The sequence below is a fragment of the Pseudooceanicola spongiae genome (assembly GCF_014899185.1).
In the GTDB taxonomy this organism is placed as follows: Bacteria; Pseudomonadota; Alphaproteobacteria; order Rhodobacterales; family Rhodobacteraceae; genus Pseudooceanicola; species Pseudooceanicola spongiae.
In genome coordinates this window covers 1,806,862-1,824,076 of sequence record NZ_CP045201.1, presented here as the reverse complement: position 1 = coordinate 1,824,076, position 17,215 = coordinate 1,806,862, and the positions used below count along the sequence as shown (strand labels likewise).

At 63.6% G+C, this 17,215-nt stretch carries 13 protein-coding genes; 6 read left to right on the top strand and 7 right to left on the bottom strand.

What is annotated here, in order from left to right:
- Positions 1–85: 85 nt before the first annotated feature.
- The 3 genes from F3W81_RS08635 to secG all read right to left on the bottom strand — a co-directional run bounded on the left by F3W81_RS08635 (position 86) and on the right by secG (position 4,295).
- Entirely contained in the window at positions 86–1,096 is a 1,011-nt protein-coding gene (locus tag F3W81_RS08635) for an HWE histidine kinase domain-containing protein (RefSeq protein ID WP_193083188.1), read from the bottom strand.
- An 896-nt stretch (positions 1,097–1,992) separates the two neighbouring features.
- Positions 1,993–3,636, bottom strand: a complete 1,644-nt coding sequence (locus F3W81_RS08630; RefSeq protein ID WP_193083187.1) for a CTP synthase — start codon at positions 3,634–3,636, stop codon at positions 1,993–1,995.
- 281 nt (positions 3,637–3,917) lie between these two features.
- Positions 3,918–4,295, bottom strand: coding sequence for a preprotein translocase subunit SecG (secG, locus tag F3W81_RS08625; protein WP_193083186.1), 378 nt, complete (start codon positions 4,293–4,295; stop codon positions 3,918–3,920).
- 330 nt (positions 4,296–4,625) lie between these two features.
- Between secG and F3W81_RS08620 the strand changes: the two genes are divergently transcribed.
- On the top strand, positions 4,626–5,921 hold the full coding sequence (locus F3W81_RS08620) for an adenylosuccinate synthase (RefSeq protein WP_193083185.1): 1,296 nt from the start codon (positions 4,626–4,628) through the stop codon (positions 5,919–5,921).
- A 140-nt stretch (positions 5,922–6,061) separates the two neighbouring features.
- Positions 6,062–6,283, top strand: coding sequence for a DUF2842 domain-containing protein (locus tag F3W81_RS08615; RefSeq protein WP_193083184.1), 222 nt, complete (start codon positions 6,062–6,064; stop codon positions 6,281–6,283).
- 124 nt (positions 6,284–6,407) lie between these two features.
- Here F3W81_RS08615 and F3W81_RS08610 read toward each other — a convergent pair whose 3' ends face one another.
- Positions 6,408–9,335, bottom strand: a complete 2,928-nt coding sequence (locus F3W81_RS08610) for a valine--tRNA ligase (RefSeq protein WP_193083183.1) — start codon at positions 9,333–9,335, stop codon at positions 6,408–6,410.
- Positions 9,336–9,622: 287 nt separating this feature from the next.
- On the opposite strand from F3W81_RS08610, the gene F3W81_RS08605 reads away from it, so the two are divergent.
- Complete coding sequence (locus F3W81_RS08605) at positions 9,623–11,932, top strand: xanthine dehydrogenase family protein molybdopterin-binding subunit (RefSeq protein ID WP_193083182.1); 2,310 nt, start codon at positions 9,623–9,625, stop codon at positions 11,930–11,932.
- Positions 11,913–12,974 (top strand): DUF2235 domain-containing protein, encoded by a 1,062-nt coding sequence (locus F3W81_RS08600; RefSeq protein WP_193083181.1) that lies wholly within the window; start codon positions 11,913–11,915, stop codon positions 12,972–12,974. The genes F3W81_RS08605 and F3W81_RS08600 overlap by 20 nt, the downstream gene beginning before the upstream one ends.
- 15 nt (positions 12,975–12,989) lie before the next feature.
- Here the strand turns inward: F3W81_RS08600 and F3W81_RS08595 are convergent, their stop codons facing one another.
- Together F3W81_RS08595 and metF are read right to left on the bottom strand one after the other, a co-directional pair.
- Complete coding sequence (locus F3W81_RS08595; protein WP_193083180.1) at positions 12,990–13,436, bottom strand: PaaI family thioesterase; 447 nt, start codon at positions 13,434–13,436, stop codon at positions 12,990–12,992.
- Positions 13,437–13,502: 66 nt separating this feature from the next.
- Entirely contained in the window at positions 13,503–14,369 is an 867-nt protein-coding gene (gene metF, locus F3W81_RS08590) for a methylenetetrahydrofolate reductase [NAD(P)H] (RefSeq protein WP_193083179.1), read from the bottom strand.
- 93 nt (positions 14,370–14,462) lie between these two features.
- On the opposite strand from metF, the gene F3W81_RS08585 reads away from it, so the two are divergent.
- Both F3W81_RS08585 and F3W81_RS08580 read left to right on the top strand, forming a co-directional pair.
- Complete coding sequence (locus tag F3W81_RS08585) at positions 14,463–15,437, top strand: LysR family transcriptional regulator (protein WP_193083178.1); 975 nt, start codon at positions 14,463–14,465, stop codon at positions 15,435–15,437.
- Between the two features lie 65 nt (positions 15,438–15,502).
- On the top strand, positions 15,503–16,291 hold the full coding sequence (locus F3W81_RS08580) for an inositol monophosphatase family protein (RefSeq protein WP_193083177.1): 789 nt from the start codon (positions 15,503–15,505) through the stop codon (positions 16,289–16,291).
- A gap of 119 nt (positions 16,292–16,410) precedes the next feature.
- Here F3W81_RS08580 and F3W81_RS08575 read toward each other — a convergent pair whose 3' ends face one another.
- The gene (locus F3W81_RS08575; RefSeq protein ID WP_193083737.1) at positions 16,411–17,157 is read right to left on the bottom strand and encodes a rhomboid family intramembrane serine protease; all 747 of its coding nucleotides are present in this window, start codon (positions 17,155–17,157) and stop codon (positions 16,411–16,413) included.
- Between the last annotated feature and the right edge of the window lie 58 nt (positions 17,158–17,215).

The window sequence follows — 17,215 nt, the reverse complement described above, 5'->3', positions numbered from 1 at the left end:
ATGTCGGTATTCGGTCGGTATCTGAACGGTATCCGGGCGGTGCGTCAGAGCCGCCCGACGCAAACGTTAACGGCGCAGCGCGGCCTCAGGCGGGAATGGCGCGTTCGGGGACCGAGAGGTGATAGTGGAACGACGAGGCCCCAAGATCGCGCTGCGATTTGGCCTGAAGCTGTGCGGGCACGATCTCGTCCAGGATCAGCGAGCCGAAGCCCTTCTGGCCGCCTTTCGGCACCACGGCTTCGATGCCGTCCTCGCGCCATTCCAGATCATAGCCCGAGGGGCCGACGCGGCGCCAGGCCACGTTCAGCCGCCCCTGAGGCGTCTTCAGCGCGCCGTATTTCACCGAGTTGGTCGTCAGCTCGTGAATGGCGAGGGTGAGGATCTGCGCCTCGGCTGGGTTGAGGGCGATATCGCCGCCGACCAGGGTGATCTGTTCGCCGTCGAGCTCAAAGTAATCGGCCAGCTGACGCGAGACGATCTTTTCGATGGTCATGCGATCCCAGTTGGTGCCGGTCAGATAGGAATGGGTGCGCGACAGGGCCTGCACACGGCCGTCGAACTTCTTGAGGAAGTCGGTGAGGTTTTCCGACGTGCCGGCGGTGCGGCGCGCGATGACGGAGACCAGCCCGAGGATATTGCCGACGCGGTGCTGCAGTTCCGCTGCGATGGCATCCTTGAGCTTTTCCGCCTTGACCTGCTGGGTCACGTCCTGCGCGTTCTGGATCACGCAGAGCACTTTGCCGTTGGCATCAAAGACCGGCTTGTGATGACAGGTCCACCAGATCTCGCGCATGGTTTGGGTGCCATCGGGGGCGGTGGCGGGCACGGCGTAGGGCACCTTGACCAGCGTGTTCTCCTCGCCGGCAAGCGCGAGGTTCACGGCATCCTTGAAGAGCTTCAGCCGCTCGCCGCTTTCGGGGAAGACGTCGAAGGCATAGCGTCCGACGATCTCGGCCAGGGGGCGCTGCACGGTTTCGAGGTATTTCTGTGTGGCCGTGATGATGTGCATATTGCGATCCAGCACCAGACAGGGCGCGGGAAGGTTCTTGAACAGCATGTCGTAATTCAGATCGTCCGAGAGACGAATGTCAGCCACCGTTTTGCGCCTTTCCCTGAAAAGGGGGTCTGGCCCGCTGCTGCGGGCATTTGCGCAAACATTGTTAAACGTTTGGCGTAGCTATTGCGATCTATTTCTATGGTGTCGCAGCGGTAAGTTCATGAACTGTTCAGTTGCGCGTGGTCCGTCCCGGGGCGTGATGCGCGTGGGCTGTCGCTGGATCGGAGGCGGAGGGACAGAGCCGCACTGCAGCTAGGGTGATCAGGTGACGACGTTCACGATGACCAGAACAATAACGATCAGACCGGCGAGGTAGAGAGCAGAACTCATGACGGTCTTTCCTGATTGAGGGGGCCGGGGGTGGGACGTGTCGTGCGGGTTTTAGTATGACTCTGGCGCTGGGGCGGTCGGATCGCGGTTCGCGCTGTGACTGTGCTGCGCCTGTCGCTGCAATCATAAGCTGATTTTTGACGATGTCTGAGGGAAAACAACGCGGTGGCGGTTTGTGACGCTGCGTCCTCAACCGGAGGGGCCTGTCGGGGAGCCGGATACAACAAAACCGGCGAACGCCGAGGGAAGGGGACGTTGCCGGTTCTGTCGGGGCGGGAGAAGCCCGTGGTATGGGCCCTCGGGAGGTGCCCTCATCTGGTGCCCGGACAACGGGTGTCCTCATGGCACGGCATGGTGGCTCAGATCAGAGCACGAAGCCGACGATCGCAAGGACGATGACAACCAGGCCGACGAGGTAAATAATCGAGTTCATATCCGCTCTCCTAAAGTTTGCTTTGACTGAGAGTGGGGAGCATCCCCGCTCTGTTGTTCTGTCAGTCATACAACGAGGGATCGGGCGCTAAGGTTCCACCCGTGAGTCACATAAACGTGAAAAAGCCCCGAACGGGTCGGGGCTTTTTCGGATGGTGCTGTGTGAGGCCGGATCAGACCAGACGCGAGATGTCCTTGGCGGCGCGCACGAAGTCCTTGAACAGGGGGTGCGGCGCGAAGGGTTTCGACTTCAGCTCGGGGTGGAACTGGACGCCAATGAACCACGGATGGTCCGCGATCTCGACGATCTCGGGCAGTTTGCCATCGGGGGACATGCCGGAGAAGGTCAGGCCACAGGTTTCCAGCTGCTCGCGGTATTTCACGTCGACCTCATAGCGGTGACGGTGACGTTCCTCGATCGCGGTGGAGCCGTAGATCTCGGCCACTTTGGAGCCGTCTTTCAGCGTCGCGTCATAGGCGCCAAGGCGCATGGTGCCGCCCTTGTCGTCGCCGACCTTGCGCTTGATCGCGTGGTTGCCCTGCACCCATTCCTTGAGGTGATAGACGACCGGCTCAAAGCGTTTCTGGCCCGCTTCGTGGTCGAACTCCTCAGAGCCGGCGGTTTCGATGTGCGCGAGGTTACGCGCCGCCTCGATGACCGCCATCTGCATGCCCAGACAGATCCCGAGGTAGGGGATCTTGCGGGTGCGCGCGAACTCGGCCGCCTTGATCTTGCCTTCGGTGCCGCGTTCGCCAAAGCCGCCGGGCACGAGGATGGCATGGAAGCCCTCAAGGTGGTCGGCCGCATCGTCGTGATCGAAGATCTCGGCATCGACCCAACGGACGTTGACCTTGATCCGGTTGGCCATGCCACCGTGGATCAGCGCTTCCTTGATCGACTTGTAGGCGTCTTCAAGCTGCGTGTACTTGCCGACGATGGCGATATTGACCTGACCGTCGGTGTGATAGATCCGGTCCTGCACGTCCTGCCAGACCGTGAGGTCGGGTTTCGGCGCGGGGGAAATCTGGAACGCGTCCAACACCGCCTGATCGAGACCTTCGCGGTGATAGGCGAGGGGCGCCTCGTAGATCGATTTCAGATCATAGGCGGCAACGACGGCTTCCTTGCGGACGTTGCAGAAGAGGGCGATCTTCTCGCGCTCTTTTTCGGGGATCGGCTGTTCGGACCGGCAGACGAGGATATCGGGCGCGATGCCGATGCTCTGCAGTTCCTTGACGGAGTGCTGGGTCGGCTTGGTCTTAAGCTCACCGGACGCGGCCAGATAGGGCAGCAGGGTGAGGTGCATGAAGATACATTCGCCGCGCGGCTTGTCGTGGCTGAACTGGCGGATCGCCTCGAAGAAGGGCAGGCCTTCGATGTCGCCAACGGTGCCGCCGATTTCACAGAGCATGAAGTCGACCTCATCGTCACCGATGTGGAGGAAATCCTTGATCTCGTTGGTGACGTGGGGGACGACCTGGATGGTCTTGCCGAGGTAGTCGCCACGACGCTCCTTCTCCAGCACGTTGGAATAGACCCGGCCAGAGGAAATGGAATCGGTCATGCGGGCCGCAACGCCGGTGAAGCGTTCGTAGTGGCCAAGGTCGAGATCGGTTTCAGCACCATCATCGGTGACGAAAACCTCGCCGTGTTCAAAGGGCGACATCGTGCCCGGATCGACGTTGAGATAGGGGTCGAGCTTGCGCAGGCGGACAGAAAAGCCGCGTGCCTGAAGCAGAGCGCCAAGGGCTGCGGATGCCAAGCCTTTACCCAGGGACGACACGACGCCGCCCGTGATGAAGATATACCGTGCCATGGATCAGGCTCCCGTGAGTGGTCGGCGCGAAAGCGCAAATAACAATGCCCAAAAGCGGCCTGAAAGGCCGCAGCATCACGGGATTTGACCGATAACAGATTCGGAGCCATTCGGCAATGGCTCCGCAAGATGCTGCCCTTGAGGGGTGGGCTTCCCTCAAGGTGTTGTTGGTGTCTGGTGGTGCGGGGAGGGCGCGAAACGGCGCCCGGACCATGCAAATCAGGCGAAACGGGAAACGGCCCGGGGGTCCGGGCCGCGTCGGTCTCGTAGTCGGTGTCCGCTTAGTCGGCGGAGGGGGTCAGCGCGTTGCCGTCCGAGCTGCCCGCCGGGGGCGGCAGCAGCGATCCGGCAGGGGCCGTATCGGTGGGCACGGTGTCGCTGGCCGCAGGGGCGCTGACGGTGCCAAGACGGTCGAGGACCGAGGAGCCTGCGGATTTCTCGGCGGCGATGATCGTCAGCGCCAGCGAGGTGCAGATGAACAGGCCCGCGGCGATCCAGGTGAACTTGGCCATGGCCGTTGCGGCTGCACGACCGGAGATCGCACCGCCACCGCCGCCGCCGCCCATACCGAGGCCGCCGCCTTCGGAGCGTTGCAACAGGACCACGCCGATCAGCGCGAGCGCCAGGATCAGGTGGATGATGAGGACGACGTTTTCCATACTGGACCTATACGAACTTGAGCGGCTGCTTGGTGCAGGATGGGCGGTTTCTAGGACAGCTTGGCCAAGGTCGCAAGCCGAAAGGGTGGTGCGCCGCCCTCTGTGACAGGCAGAGGGACGCCGGGTGGGCTCCTCTTTGACGCGATGAGCGGTAAAAAGGCGCCGGATCGGGGGCTGGTTGGCCATGGAGGGCCGAGATTTCGGTTTCGCATGTGTGTGCCCTTCGATATACGGGCGCGGGTTTGCCAGTCAATTTGCGCCGCTTTGGGCGGTTTGCAGGCGGGCAGATAAGTTTCAGACCAATACCGACCAGAACCGAAAGGACCGGATATGGCCAATGTCGTCGTTGTCGGCGCCCAGTGGGGCGACGAGGGGAAAGGCAAGATCGTGGATTGGCTCAGCGAGCGCGCTGATGTCATCGCGCGCTTTCAGGGCGGCCATAACGCGGGCCATACACTGGTCATCGATGGCAAGGTGTACAAGCTGAACGCGCTGCCGTCTGGCGTTGTGCGCGGCGGCAAGCTGTCGGTGATCGGCAATGGCGTCGTGCTGGACCCCTGGCACCTGATCAGCGAGATCGCCAAGATCCGCGAACAGGGTGTCGAGATCACGCCCGAGACGCTGATGGTCGCGGAAAACACACCGCTGATCCTGCCGATCCACGGAGAGCTGGACCGCGCCCGTGAAGAAGCCGCCAGCAAGGGCACCAAGATCGGCACCACAGGACGCGGCATTGGCCCGGCCTATGAAGACAAGGTGGGCCGCCGCTCTGTTCGCGTCGCCGATCTGGCGGACGAAAAGACGCTGGAAACCCGCGTCGACCGCGCGCTGGAGCACCATAACGCTCTGCGCCGTGGTCTGGGGATCGAGGAAGTCGACCGCGACGCGCTGCTCACCAAGCTGAAAGAGATCGCGCCCGAAGTGCTGCAGTATGCGGCGCCGGTGTGGAAGGTGCTCAACGAAAAGCGCAAGGCCGGCAAACGGATCCTGTTCGAGGGCGCCCAGGGCGCGCTGCTGGACATCGATTTCGGCACCTATCCCTTTGTCACCTCGTCCAACGTGATCGCCGGGCAGGCGGCCACGGGCGTCGGCATGGGCCCGGGCGCGATCGATTTCGTGCTCGGCATCGTCAAGGCCTATACCACCCGCGTCGGCGAAGGCCCGTTCCCGACCGAGCTGCTTGACGACGATGGTCAGCGTCTGGGCGAGCGGGGCCGCGAGTTCGGCACCGTGACGGGGCGCAAGCGCCGCTGCGGCTGGTTCGACGCGGCGCTGCTGCGCCAGACCTGCGCGACCTCCGGCATGAACGGCATCGCGCTGACCAAGCTGGATGTGCTCGACGGCTTTGAGACGCTGAAGATCTGCGTCGCCTATGACCTCGACGGCGAACGGCTGGAGTATCTGCCGACGGCGGCCGAGCTGCAGGCCCGCTGTGTCCCGATTTACGAAGAGATGCCGGGCTGGAGCGAATCCACCGAGGGCGCGCGCAGCTGGGCGGAGCTTCCGGCCAATGCGATCAAGTACGTCCGTCGCGTCGAAGAGCTGATCGACTGCCCGGTCGCCCTGCTCTCGACCAGCCCGGAGCGCGAAGACACGATCCTGGTGACGGACCCCTTCGCGGATTGACGACCAAGGGTGCAGGAGGGCTCTGCCCTCTTGCGCCTGAGGCGCAATTCACCCGGGATATTTGTAGACAGGGAAACATGAAGCGGGCGTTCTGTAGGAGCGCCCGTTCGTTTTAGGAATTTCATTTGGGGGAGGCTGAGATGGCGTTGAGTTACAAGGCGCGCAGACGTTGGTCGCTGGTCATTCTGGTGATCGGCTTGCCGCTCTATATCGTTGTGGCGGTGACGATCATGGGGATGCTGGGGCGGCCGCCGATCTGGCTGGAGCTGCTGATCTATGTCGCTCTGGGGATCGTCTGGGCGCTGCCGTTCAAGTTTGTCTTCAAAGGTATCGGACAGGCGGATCCTGACGAAGGGCGCTAGCCCTTTAGGACAGGGACAGGGAAGCTGGCGCCACCTGTGTGTTTCCCTGTTTCAAATATCCCCGCCGGAGGCTTCGGGACGCCCGCACCATGCGCGCGTCCCGATTTCATTTGAGCCGGTCGCCTCAGCCGAGTTCCTGCATCCGGGCCAGGGCGGCCTTGAGCTTTTCTTCCTCGTCCTGACGGGCGGCGAGGTTGGCGCGGGTTTCCTCGACCACCTCGTCAGGCGCGCTTTCGACGAACTTGGGGTTCTTCAGGCGGCCGGCCATGCCGTTGATTTCCTTGGCGAGCTTGGCCAGGGATTTCTCGAGCCGGGTCTTTTCTTCGGCGACGTCGATGATGTCGGCCAGCGGCAGGCCGAAGGTGGCGCCGTCGGCGGGGATGGTGATCGTGCCTTTGGGCATCTCGGTCACCGTCGTCAGCGTGTCGATGCGGGCGAGCTTGGTGATCAGCGCCTCATTGCGGCTCCAGGCGGTGGTGGCGGCCTCGTCCATGCCGGTGACGACCAGGGGCACCTGCAGACCGGCGGGAACGTGCATTTGCGCGCGGGCCGAGCGGATGTCTTCGATCAGCGCCACGACCCAGTTCATTTCCCGGTCGGCATCTGCGTCGATGAGGTCGGTCGTGTAGGTCGGCCAGTCGGCGTGCACCAGCATCTTGGAACGCGGCGCAGTGGTGCCCCAGAGCTCTTCGGTGATGAAGGGCATGATGGGGTGCAGCATGATCAGGCATTGGTCGATCACCCAGCCCATGACCTTCTGCGTCTCGGCCCGTTCGGGGGCTTCATCGAACAGCAGGGGTTTGGCAAGCTCGACATACCAGTCGCAGACCTTGCCCCAGACGAAGGCATAGAGGCCGAGGGCGGCGTCGTTGAACTTGTAGGCCGCAAGGGCGGTATCCACCGTTTCGCGGATGCGGGCGGTTTCGCCGATGATCCACTTGTTGACCGTGGCGGTGGCGACCGGGATCTCGGAGGAGGGCGCGCCGGCCTCGTAGACGCCGTTCATCTCGGCGAAGCGGGTGGCGTTCCAGAGCTTGGTGCCGAAGTTGCGGTAGCCCTTGATGCGCTCTTCCGACAGCTTCAGCACGCCGCCGATGGCCGCCATGGAGGCATTGGTCATGCGCAGCGCGTCGGCGCCGTATTCATCGACGATCACCAGCGGGTCGATGACGTTGCCGGTGGTTTTCGACATCTTCTTGCCCTTCTCGTCGCGCACCAGCTGGTGCAGATAGACGGTGTCGAAGGGGATGTCGTCGACGACGGCAAGTTGCATCATCATCATCCGGGCGACCCAGAAGAACAGGATGTCCTCGCCGGTGATCAGCGTCGAGGTCGGGAAGTATTTCGAGGTGCTCTCGTCCCAGTTTGGCCAGCCGAGGGTGCCGATCGGCCAGAGGCCGGAGGAGAACCAGGTGTCGAGGACGTCGGGGTCGCGGGTCAGCACCTTGCCGGGGGCCATGGCCTGCGCCTCGGCCTCGGAGGCGGCGCAGTATTGCTTGCCGTCCTCGTCGAACCACACCGGGATCTGGTGGCCCCACCAGAGCTGGCGCGAGATGCACCAGGGCTCGATGTTCTCAAGCCAGTGGAAATAGGTCTTCTCGCCCGATTCCGGCATGATTTTCGTGCGGCCAGACCGCACCGCGTCCAGTGCGGGTTGCACGATCTGGTCGGTGTCGACGAACCACTGGTCGGTCAGCATCGGCTCGATCACCACCTTGGAGCGGTCACCGAAGGGCTGCATGATCATCTTGGGTTCGACCAGCGCAACCAGCTGCAGCTCGGGCTCTTCTCCGCCTTCTTCCGAGGCGATGGGGGGCACGGCGTTGTGGCCGAGGCGTTCGTCGTTCTGCGGCACCATGACGGCGAGGCCGGCGGCGGTGATATCCTCGACCACAAGCTTGCGGGCCTCGTAGCGATCCAGACCGCGGTACTTTTCGGGGACGAGGTTGAGGGAGTCGATCTCCATCTCGCTCGCCTCGGCACCGGCGGCGATTTCGCGGGCGCGGTGGACGCAGGTCTCGTAATCCTCGCCGTCCGAGCGCATCGCGCCGCGGGTGTCGAGCAGGCGGTACATCGGCAGATTGGCGCGTTTGGCGACCTGATAGTCGTTGAAATCATGCGCGCCGGTGATCTTCACCGCACCCGAGCCGAAGTCCATCTCGGGGTATTCGTCCGTCACGATGGGGATCAGGCGGTCGCAAAGCGGCAGATGCACCATCTTGCCGACGATGGGCGCATAGCGCGCGTCATCGGGGTGCACGGCGACAGCGCCGTCGCCCAGCATCGTTTCGGGGCGGGTGGTGGCGATGGAGATGTAATCGCGATCCTCGGAGAACAGGACCTCGCCGTCCTCGTCCTTTTCGACATAGGTGTAGGTCTCGCCACCGGCGAGCTTGTACTTGAAATGCCACATGAAACCGGGGGTTTCGGTGTTCTCGACCTCAAGATCCGAGATGGCGGTTTCAAAGTGCGGGTCCCAGTTGACCAGACGCTTGCCGCGATAGATCAGGCCCTTGTTGTACATGTCGACGAAGACGCGGATCACGGCATCGTGGAAGTTGGGCGAATTCTCGTGGCCGGTGCGCTGATCACCGGGGGCGCCGGCCATGGTGAAGGCGTTGCGCGACCAGTCACAGGAGGAGCCGAGGCGTTTGAGCTGCTCGACGATGGTGTGGCCGTACTGGCCCTTCCATTCCCAGACCTTGGCGAGGAAATCTTCGCGGCTCATGTCACGGCGGGGCGGCAGGCCTTGGGCGGCCAGCATTTTCTCGACCTGCAGCTGGGTGGCGATCCCGGCGTGGTCCTGGCCCGGCTGCCAGAGGGTGTCGTGCCCCTGCATGCGGTGCCAGCGCGTCAGGATGTCCTGCAGCGTGTTGTTGAAGGCGTGGCCCACATGCAGCGCGCCGGTGACGTTGGGCGGCGGGATCATGATGCTGAACGTCTCGGCGCCGGGTTTGGCGTTGGCACCGGCCTTGAAGGCCCCTGCGGCTTCCCATGCGGCGTAGATGCGGCTTTCCGCCTCGGCGGCGTCGAAGGTCTTTTCCATGGCCATGGTCGGTCTTTCCGTGTTCGCGCCCCGCGATGGGCCGCCGTCTTTGACAGGAGGGGGGCCCGGGATGCCCCGGGCCTTTGCGCAGGAAATAACGAATTGGGGCGCAAAGGGGAAGAGGCGGGCGGCCTCTGCGCATTGCGCGCGATTTTTGGCACTGAGACGGGGCCGGACAAGAGGAAGTGACGCCGCCCCTCTGGACAGTGGCGGGTCAGGGGGTAGTGTCGCCTGCGATGAGATCAGGCCCGACGCAAAGCGCGGCCAAAACCGGAACAAGGGGAGCACCAGTCATGGAAAAGTTCGGACGCAGTCAGCCAGTGAAACGGGTCGAGGATGTGCGGCTGGTGTCGGGCACCGGGGGCTATGTCGATGACATCACGCCCAAGGGGGCGCTGTTTGCTTATCTGCTCCGCTCGCCCGTGGCCCATGCCACGATCACCACGCTGGATCTGGACGCCGCGCGCGAGGCCGAGGGCGTGCATATGGTCGCCAGCGTCGAGGATCTGAAGGCGGCGGGTCTGACCGAAGGCCTGTCGGCGGTGCTGGTCGGCACGCGCGATGGTGGCAAGGGCAAGAGCCCGCGCTATCCGCTGCTGGCCGAGGGCAAGCTGCGCTTTGTCGGTGAGGCCGTGGCGCTGATCATCGCCGAGAGCCTGACCGCCGCGCGCGACGCCGCCGAGATGATCGAGCTGGATTACGATGATCTGGAGGTCGAGGTTATCCCCGGTGCGGGCAATGCCGATGTGCATGACGATGTGCCGGGCAACCGTGGCGTGGACTTTGCGCTGGGCGACGAGGATGGGATCGAGGCGGCGCTGGCGGGCTCGGCCCATGTGGTGCGCACCGAAGTGACCGACAACCGCGTCATGGTCGTCTCGATGGAGCCGCGCGGCTGTTTCGCTGAATGGGACGGCGCGCGGATGCACCTGTCCTTTGGCGGGCAGGGCGTCTGGGGGCCACGCAAGGAACTGGCGCGTCTGCTGAACCTGCCCGAGGAGGACGTGCGCGTGACGCACCCCGATGTCGGTGGCGGTTTCGGCATGAAGGCCAAGCTCTATCCCGAATATGCCCTCTGCGCTTTCGCGTCGCGTGAGCTGGGGCGCCCGGTGCGCTGGATCGCCGATCGCACGGAATCGATGCTGAGCGACAACGGCGCGCGTGACCTCGTGCATGAGGTCGCCATGGGATTTGACGAAGACTTCAAGATCACCGGCTATCACGTGAAGACGCGCTATAACCTTGGCGCCTACAACTCCAACTTCGGGCAGCTGATCCAGAGCTTTCTGTTCGGGCGGGTGCTGACCGGCGTCTATGACATCAAGACGGCGCTGCTGGAGTCCGAGGGCTACTACACCAACACCACCCCGACCGACGCTTATCGCGGTGCGGGCCGCCCCGAGGCGATCTATCTGCTGGAGCGCACGATGGATTACGCCGCCCGCGCCCTGAAAGTTGATCCGTGGGAGCTGCGGCGCAAGAACTTTATCCCCGTTGATGCGTTCCCCTACAAGACCGTCTCAGGTGAGTTGTACGACGTGGGCGATTTCAACGGATTGCTGGACAAGGTGGAAGGCATTGCCGACCGGGCAGGCTTTGCCGAACGGCGCGCGGCCTCCGAGGCGGCGGGAAAAATGCGTGGCATTGGACTCTGTTACTATATCGAAAGCATCCTGGGCGATCCTTCTGAAACGGCGAAGGTCGAATTCAATGCGGATGGGACGGTGAACATCTATGTCGGGACACAATCCAACGGTCAGGGTCACGAGACGGTCTATGCCCGTTTCCTCGCCGATCAGACCGGCATCCCGATGGAGATGATTCGCGTCATTCAGGGCGACAGCGACCGGATTGCGACCGGCGGCGGCACGGGCGGTTCGCGCTCGGTCACGACGCAGAGCAACGCGACGCTGGCGGTGGTCAAGACTCTGGTCGAGGTGTTTACCGGCTTTGTCGCCGAGAAGATGGGCGTCAAGGTTGAGGACGTCAGCTTTGACGACGAGAGTTTCCGCATCAAGGGCAGCAACGCCGCGCCAACCATGCTCGACGTCGCCGAAATGGCGCGCGAGGATGGGCGGGCCGAACTGCTGGTGCAGGAAGAAAAGGCAACGCTGCCCGGGCGCTCCTATCCCAACGGGGCCCATGTCGCCGAGGTTGAGGTTGATCCTGACACGGGCGCCGTGACGCTGGAACGGTACACGGTGGTTGATGATTTCGGCAATATGATTAACCCGGTGCTGGCCGAAGGTCAGGTGCATGGCGGTGTCGTGCAGGGCGTCGGTCAGGCCTTCATGGAGAATGTGACCTACGATGAGGACGGCCAGCTGCTGACCGCGTCCTTCATGGATTACGCCATGCCACGCGCAGGGGACGTGCCGATGATCGATTTCGATACGGCGCCCGTGCCCTCGACGGCCAACCCGATGGGGATGAAGGGCTGTGGCGAGGCCGGGACTGTCGGCTCGATGGCGGCGGCGGCGAATGCGGTGATGGATGCGCTGGCGACACGCGGCGTGACACGGGCTGACATGCCCTTCACGCCGGGCCGCGTCTGGGCGCTGCTACAGAAAACGGATCGGGACAATGCGAACCGGGCGGCTTAAGCGGTTCATAGCAAAGGCGCGGCCCGAGTGGCTGCGCCGCACCAAACGTGTGCCTGCGCGCCCGCAGCGCGGCAGCGTCAACCATGTGATCATCCTCGACGGCACGATGTCCTCGCTCGATTTCGGGCAGGAGACGAACGCCGGTCTGATCTACAAGCTGGTGGGCGAAAAGGCCGGGGCGGGGATGAGCGTCTATTACGAGGCGGGCATCCAGTGGACCAGTTGGCGCAGCACGATGGATGTGCTGCTGGGGCGCGGCATCAACCGCCAGATCCAGCGCGCCTATGGGCATCTTGCCTCGCGCTATCGTCCCGGCGACCGGGTGTTTCTGTTCGGTTATTCGCGCGGCGCCTATGCGGCACGCTCGCTCGCCGGGATCATCGACCGGATCGGGCTGCTGCGCGCGCCGCAGGCGACCGAGCGTAATGTGCGTCAGGCCTATCGGCTCTATCAGGAATGCTATGACCAGACGGTGATCGACCGCTTTGCCAGTGGCTATTGCCATGCGTCGGTCGAGATCGAGATGATTGGCGCCTTTGATACGGTGAAATCGCTGGGGCTGCGGCTGCCTTTTGTGTGGAAACTGGCCGAAAACCGGCACGGCTTTCACAACCACGCGCTGTCGTCCTGCGTCAAATCGGGCTTTCACGCGCTGGCGCTGGAGGAGACGCGGCAGGTCTATGCGCCGGTGATGTGGGAAAGCGATCCGCATTGGGCCGGGCGGCTGGAGCAGGTCTGGTTCGCGGGCACGCACGGTGATGTCGGAGGGCAGCTTGGCGGATTCGAGGCGGCGCGCCCCTTGGCCAATATTCCGCTGGTCTGGATGCTGGGGCAGGCCGAGCTGCGCCAGCTTGCGCTGCCTGCAGGCTGGCGCGACCGCTTCGTGCTGGATGTCGATGCGCCCTCGCTGGGGCAATGGCGCGGCATTTCCAAGCTGTTCCTGCTGCGCAAACCGCGCGTTGTCGGGGCCGACCCGTCGGAGCGGCTGCACGACAGCGCCATCGCGCGCGGCACCTATCCGACGCAGGGCCAACTGGCCTGAACCGGGGGCGCTGGGCTAGCCTTGCGACATGACGATGCAGGTGGTCGATCCGGTGGCATAGAGACGGCCATCAACGCCGCGAATCTCTCCCACCGCGACGCCGGTTGAACGGCCGACGTGCTGGGCGGTGCCGGTGGCTGTCACCTCGGTGCCCAACGGAATTGGGCGGATGATGTTCACCTTGTACTCAAGCGTGGTGTAGCCGGTGCCTGCGGGCAGTTTGCTGAAGACCGCGCAGGCCATGCAACTGTCGAGGATCGCACCATACCAGCCGCCATGCACGGTGCCGATGGGATTGGTGAAGGCCTCAAGCGGGGTGCCGGTGAAGGTGACAACGCCCTCCTCGACCGCAACCGCCTTGAAGTTCAGCGTCGCCGAGATGGCCGGAGCGCGGCCTTTGCCGGCCAGCATCGCCCGCAGCGAATCAAGCCCGCTGAGCGGTTTTCGTGTGGTTTCGGTCATGTCAGATCCTCCCTGCGGAAAAGGCTATTCCCGCAGGGTGAAACGCACAACCGCAATGCGGATTTATTACGCGACGTTTTCCAGCCGTGACTGAGGCGTCACACCGAGGGCGTGGCAGACATCACGGGTCAGTTCGGGCTTGTTGAGCGTATAGAAGTGCAGGTTCTCGACCCCCTCAGAGAGCAGACGGTCGCACATTTCGGTGCACAGCGCGGTGGCCAGCAGGTCGGCGCGCCCGTCACGGTCGGCTTTCTCGAACATGTCGACCAGGCTGTCGGGGAAGGCCGCGCCACAGCCGGCGGCGAATTTGCGCATGCCCTTCCAGTTCTCGATCGGCATGATGCCGGGGACGATGGGCTTGGTGATGCCGGCGCGGGCGCAATCATCCCGGAAGCGCAGGAAGGTCTCGGTCTCGAAGAAGAACTGGGTGATGGCCTCGTCCGCGCCGGCCTGAAACTTGCGCTTCAGCCAGGCGACATCGGCGGCGGTGTCGGCAGATTCGGGGTGCGGTTCGGGATAGGCCCCGACGCGGATGGTGAATTTGCCTTTGTCGGCAAGGGCTTCGACCAGCTCGATTGAATTGGCGAAGCCACCGGGGTGGACCGAGAACTGGCCCGCGCCCTTGGGGGGATCGCCGCGCAGGGCGACCAGTTCGGTCACGCCCGCCTCGGCAAAGCTGTCGGCCACGGCGAGGGTTTCTTCGCGGGTGGCGTTGACGCAGGTCAGGTGGGCGGCAGTGTTCAGGCCCATGTGCTTGTGCAGCGTCGCCACGGCGTCGCGCGTCAGATCGCGCGTGGTGCCGCCCGCGCCGTAGGTGACGGAGACGAAGCGCGGCGCGAGGGGGGCCAGAACCTGCACGGTGTCCCAGAGCTTGAAGGACGCCTCAAGGTTTTTCGGCGGGAAGAATTCAAAGGAAACGGCAGGAACGGTCATCTGGGAAGCCTCATGTCAGTTGATCTCTTGTGACAAAGCCGCTGACATGAGACAACTTCATAATATTCACGATCTTCATGAGTCCGGGACAAGATGCATATCGAGCTTCGCCATTTGCGCACGATCCGTGCGATTCACGAGGCGGGGGGCCTCGCCAAGGCTGCCGACCTGTTGCGCATCACGCAAAGCGCGTTGAGCCATCAGATCAAAGGGTTGGAGGAGCAGGTCGGGATGGAGCTGTTCGGGCGGCGCACCAAACCGATGCGCCTGTCGGCGGCCGGGCTGCGGCTGTTGCGCGTCGCCGACCGGGTGCTGCCGGAGATCGAGGCGCTGGAGGTGGAGTTCGACAACCTGCGCCACGGCAGCGCCGGGCGGCTGCACATCGCCATTGAGTGCCACGCCTGTTTCGAGTGGCTGCTGCCGGTGCTGGAGCTGTTCCGCCACACCTGGAATGACGTCGATGTCGACATCCGCCCCGGCCTGGCGTTTAGCGCCATCGAGGCGCTGGAGCGTGAGACGGTAGATGTGGTGATCACCTCGGACCCCGAGGATATTCCCGGCATTACCTTCGCGCCGCTGTTTGATTATTCGCCGCTGTTCGTTGCCGCCGCCGGGCATCCGCTGGCCGATAAACCCTTTATAGAACCGGAAGATTTTCTGGGCGAGACGCTGCTGACCTATCCGGTGGACCGCTCGCGCCTCGATGTGTTTTCGATGCTGCTGGAGCCTGCGGGGGTGGAGCCTGCGGCGATCCGGCGGGTCGAGCTGACGGAGGTGATCCTGCTGCTGGTCGCCTCGGGGCGCGGGGTCACGGTGCTGCCGGACTGGGTGCTGCGCGAGGTGAAATTTCACTCCGATTACATCACCAGGCCGATCACCGAAAAGGGGCTGACACGGCGTATGTTCGCGGCCTGTCGCGCCGAGGATACCGCCAAGCCCTTCATGGCGCATTTCACCCGGCTGGCGCGCACCGAAGCGGTGAAGTTGCAACGCGGCCGCTCGGGGATGACCGCGGCACCCTCGCCGATATTGACAGCATCGGGCGGGCAGGGCCAAACCACGCCCTAGCGCCCCTTGGCAAGCGGGGCCTTGCGGTCTATACGCGCAACTTCGGATCAAGGAGCCGCCCCAACATGCCCTTTAGTGCCAACCTCAACATCATGCTGAAAGCCGCCCGCAAGGCCGGCCGGAGCCTCGTGAAGGATTTCCGCGAAGTCGAGAACCTTCAGGTTTCGATGAAGGGGGCAGGCGACTTTGTCAGCCGCGCCGATATCGCGGCGGAAAAAATCCTCAAGGACGAGTTGATGGGCGCGCGCCCGACCTACGGCTGGCTGGCCGAAGAGGGTGGCGAGGAGCCGGGCGACGATCCGACCCGGCGCTGGATCGTCGATCCGCTGGATGGCACCACCAACTTTCTGCACGGTCTGCCGCATTGGGCGGTGTCGATCGCGCTGGAACACAAGGGCCAGATCATTGCTGGTGTCATCTATGACGCCGCCAAGGACGAGATGTTCCTGGCCGAGAAGGGCGAAGGCGCCTGGATGAACGAGAGCCGTATCCGTGCCTCAGGCCGGATCCGGATGATCGAGTCCATCTATGCAACAGGGCTGCCCTTTGCCGGGCGCGCCGATCTGCCCGAGACGCTGAAAGACCTCGCGCGGTTGCTGCCGGCCTGTGCCGGTGTGCGGCGCTGGGGGGCGGCATCGCTCGACATGGCCTATGTGGCTGCCGGTCGCTATGACGGGTTCTGGGAGCGTCGTCTGAAGCCCTGGGACATGGCAGCGGGCATTGTCATCGTGCGCGAAGCGGGCGGGTTCATCCAGCCGCTGAACCCCGAGGGCAATATCATTGCCGATGGCGAAGTCATCTGTGCCAACGAGCCGCTGTTCGACAAGTTCTCCAAGATTATCCGGAATACCTGAAGCTTTGTTTGTCTGGAGGGGTGCCTCCGGCGGAAGTATTTCAGGCAAGATGATGAAGAGGTCGGCCGCGCGGTTTGCGCGGCCGGTTTTGTTTTGTGGGCCGGGTGTTTTTGCTGGGGTCAGCGTTTGCGGCGGACTTTGGGGATGCTGCTGCGCGAGAGCTGATATTTTACCTCGGGGTGGGGCGGTTTGCCGCGATGCGCGCTCCAGAAGCGTGGGCCGCCGAGGCGCAGGAACAGAGGCAGTGTCAGGGCAAGGCCGAGCAGGAAGCCGCCCGAGTGCGCCCAGTAGGCGACGCCGCCGGTCGTTGGGTCCGAGCCAAAGCCGTTGAACAGCTGCAGGACGAACCACAGCCCCAGCATGATCCAGGCCGGAACTGAAAAGATGCGGAAGAAAACCAGCAGGATCACGAGGATATCGACCCGGGCGCGCGGGTAGAGCAGCAGGTAGCCGCCCAGCACGCCGGCAATGGCCCCCGAAGCGCCGACTGTCGGCACCACAGAGTCCGGCGCCGAGAGCACCTGCGCCAGAGACGCGCCGACGCCGCAGGCGAGGTAGAAGCCGAGGTAGGCGATATGGCCCATCTCATCCTCAAGATTGTCACCGAAAATCCACAGGAACAACATGTTTCCCGCCAGGTGCAGCAGCCCGCCGTGCAGGAACATCGAGGTGATCAGCGTGCTGTACCCTTCGCCCGCGCTGATGCGTGCGGGAATCATGGCGTAATGATCATAGAAGCTGAGGATCGCCTCCGGGTCGCCCAGACGTGTGGAATAGCTGAAAAAGATCAGAATATTGAGGGCAATGAGGCCGTAGGTGACAAAGGGCGTGCTGCCGGAGGGGTTATGATCGCGCAGGGGAAACATGGCGCGACGCTGGGTGGAAACACCGGTGGCGTCAAGCGCGATTGCGCGCTTTGGTGTC